The sequence below is a fragment of the Candidatus Angelobacter sp. genome (assembly GCA_035607015.1).
Taxonomy (GTDB): Bacteria; Verrucomicrobiota; Verrucomicrobiia; order Limisphaerales; family AV2; genus AV2.
Genome location: DATNDF010000479.1, coordinates 1 through 2,571, shown reverse-complemented (window position 1 = coordinate 2,571; position 2,571 = coordinate 1). Strand labels below are relative to the sequence as shown.

4 protein-coding genes are annotated in these 2,571 nt (G+C 58.4%); 3 read left to right on the top strand and 1 reads right to left on the bottom strand.

The window, feature by feature from the left end; genetic code table 11:
• Positions 1 to 178: 178 nt before the first annotated feature.
• The 3 genes from VN887_19045 (at position 179) to lipA (ending at position 1,822) form a co-directional block, all read left to right on the top strand.
• The gene (locus tag VN887_19045; GenBank protein ID HXT42113.1) at positions 179 to 544 is read left to right on the top strand and encodes a cupin domain-containing protein; all 366 of its coding nucleotides are present in this window, start codon (positions 179 to 181) and stop codon (positions 542 to 544) included.
• A gap of 98 nt (positions 545 to 642) precedes the next feature.
• Positions 643 to 897, top strand: coding sequence for a glutaredoxin family protein (locus VN887_19040; GenBank protein ID HXT42112.1), 255 nt, complete (start codon positions 643 to 645; stop codon positions 895 to 897).
• Positions 898 to 934: 37 nt separating this feature from the next.
• Positions 935 to 1,822, top strand: coding sequence for a lipoyl synthase (gene lipA / locus VN887_19035; GenBank protein HXT42111.1), 888 nt, complete (start codon positions 935 to 937; stop codon positions 1,820 to 1,822).
• Positions 1,823 to 1,830: 8 nt separating this feature from the next.
• On the opposite strand, the gene VN887_19030 is transcribed toward lipA, so the two are convergent.
• On the bottom strand, positions 1,831 to 2,571 hold a 741-nt coding region (locus tag VN887_19030; GenBank protein HXT42110.1), incomplete at its 5' end, for an MBL fold metallo-hydrolase RNA specificity domain-containing protein.

The following is a 2,571-nucleotide window of genomic DNA, read 5'->3' as shown; positions in this document are numbered from 1 at the left end:
CCTGTTCAACAACCTGATTCCACTGAGCACGATGGTCTGGGCGGGTGTTTGTCTGCGCGAGCCGGTCACGCCGACGTTCTGGCTGGCGATGTTGCTCATTGTCACCGGGGTGGCGCTGGGGCAGACTAACTGGCAGAAAATTGTCGGCGCGCGCTGGTTGCCGTTCGAGTAAAAGAGTATGGATGTAAAGAACCTCGATGACGTGCCCGCCTTCATGACGAAGGACGGTTCGGAGATTCGCGAACTGCTGGCGCACCGCAACTCGGCCATCCGCAATCAAAGTCTGGCCGAGGCGCGCGTGCCCGTGGACGGCAGCACGATGGAGCATTATCACTCGAAGACCGAGGAGATTTACTACATCACTGCGGGCACGGGACGCATGCGAATTGAAAGCGAAACGCGCGACGTAAAACCGGGCGATGCCGTCGCGATTCTGCCGGGTCAGAAACACAAGCTTTGGAACACCGGCAAGGAAACGTTGAAATTGCTCTGTTGCTGCGCGCCAGCGTATGAGCACAGTGACACGGTGATTACGGAAACGTGAAATCTTCCGTGGTCAGTCGTTTGTCGTCGGTTTTAGGAAGGTTTCTGGGGAACAAGCGACGACAGGTAGCCGACCACGAACCACGAACTGACACTCCAATGTATCAATCCAGCAAAGTCCGCCTCTTTATCAAGCCGTATTGCGGCTGGTGCCGGCAGGCGATGGACTGGCTCGATGACAACGACATTCAATACGAGACGCTGGACGTGATCGCCGATGAGAAGGCTTACGAGGAAATGTACCGGCTCTCCGGCCAGACGCTCGCGCCGGTGATTGATGTGGACGGCCGGGTCCTCGCCGACTTCGGAGCGAAAGAGCTGGCGGGGTTTTGGAAAAAGCTGGAAAAGAGTTGAAGACCGGGACGCGACGCAACGTGTCCCTACCGTAGAAATGGAAACTACTTCAAAGCCTCGCCCGCGTCTGCCGGAATGGCTGCGCATCAAGCTGCCGACTTCAGACACCTTTGCGCACACGCGCAGTCTGCTCGACGAGTTGAAATTGCACACCGTCTGCGAAAGCGCCAAATGTCCGAATCATTGGGAATGCTGGAGCAAAGGCACGGCGACGTTCATGATCGCCGGTGACCGTTGCACCCGCGCTTGCAGCTTCTGCGCAGTCACCACCGCCAAACCGTTCGCGCTTGAAGCCGACGAACCCGGGCGCGTCGCCGAAGCCACGCGCCGCATGCGGCTCAAGCATGTCGTCATCACCGCCGTGGCACGCGATGATCTGGCGGACGGTGGCGCGGAACACTTCTGCCGGACAATCGAAGCGGTGCGCGCGTTAAATCCCGGAATCGTCATCGAAGTGCTCGTTCCAGATTTCAACGACCGTGACGCGTCCATAGACGCCGTGCTCGCCGCGAAACCAGACATTTTCAATCACAACCTCGAAACTGTCCGCCGGTTGACGCCAGCGGTGCGGCATCGCGCGACTTACGACCGTTCGCTGAGCGTGCTTCGCAAGGTGAAAGATCGCCGCGGCCGGACGATTTACACCAAGTCTGGCCTGATGCTCGGGCTTGGTGAATCCGACGGAGAAGTATTCGAGGCGATGAGAGATTTGCGTGGCGCCGGATGCGACATTCTCACGCTGGGGCAATACCTTCAACCGACATTGAAGCATTTGCCGGTGGCCGAGTTCGTCCCGCCCGCGAAGTTCGCTGAACATAAACAGGCCGCGGAGCGGGCCGGCTTCATGCACGTGGCGAGCGGGCCTATGGTGCGCAGCTCGTATCACGCGGACGAATTCCGTTTGCCCATGTCCGCGAAGGACTGATTGTCGGATCAAATCGTCGCCGACTGCTTGTATTCCGGAACCAGGACTTGTGCTTTCGGTTTCATCGCTCGCAGTGTTTCGCCGAATCCCATCGCCTGCGATTCCTCGCCATGGACGACGAATATCTTCTTGATGTCGCCGGTAAGATTTTCGACGTAACGCTTCAACTCGTTTTTATCGGCATGTCCGGAAAACGCGTCAATGGATGCGATACGGGCCCGGACGGGGTGCGGTTCGCCGAAAATGTTGACAGGATTCTGGCCGGAGAGGATTTGCGCACCCAGGGTGTGTGCCGCGCAGTAGCCGATGAACAGGACCAGGTTCTCGGGCCTGCCAATATGGTTTTTGAGATGATGGCGAATGCGCCCGGCCTCGCACATGCCCGACGCGCTGATGATGATGGCCGGGTCCTTCAATTCGTTTAGTTTCATCGAATGCGCGACCTCGCGGATGTAGGTGAGGTTTTCCATGCCGAACGGGTTTTCCTTTTCGCGGAGGAACCTGGTAACGGTGTCGTTGAAACATTCGGGGTGCAGCCGATAGACCTCGGTGGCGTTCACGCTCAGCGGGCTGTCAACAAAGATGGGCGCCTTGGGCAGCTTGCCGTCGCATGCGAGTTGGTGCAGTGTGTAAACGATCTGCTGCGTCCGGCCCACTGAAAACGCAGGAATGATGACCTTGCCGTTTTTGCCGAGCGTCTCGCGCACGAGCCGGCCGACCTCTTCGTTGGCGCTGTGCTTGGCCGAATG

Excerpts from the sequence above, each read along its gene's own strand:
- VN887_19045 (HXT42113.1), top strand. The coding sequence starts at position 179 with ATGGATGTAAAGAACCTCGATGACGTGCCCGCCTTCATGACGAAGGAC.
- VN887_19040 (HXT42112.1), top strand. The coding sequence starts at position 643 with ATGTATCAATCCAGCAAAGTCCGCCTCTTTATCAAGCCGTATTGCGGC.
- lipA (HXT42111.1), top strand. The coding sequence starts at position 935 with ATGGAAACTACTTCAAAGCCTCGCCCGCGTCTGCCGGAATGGCTGCGC.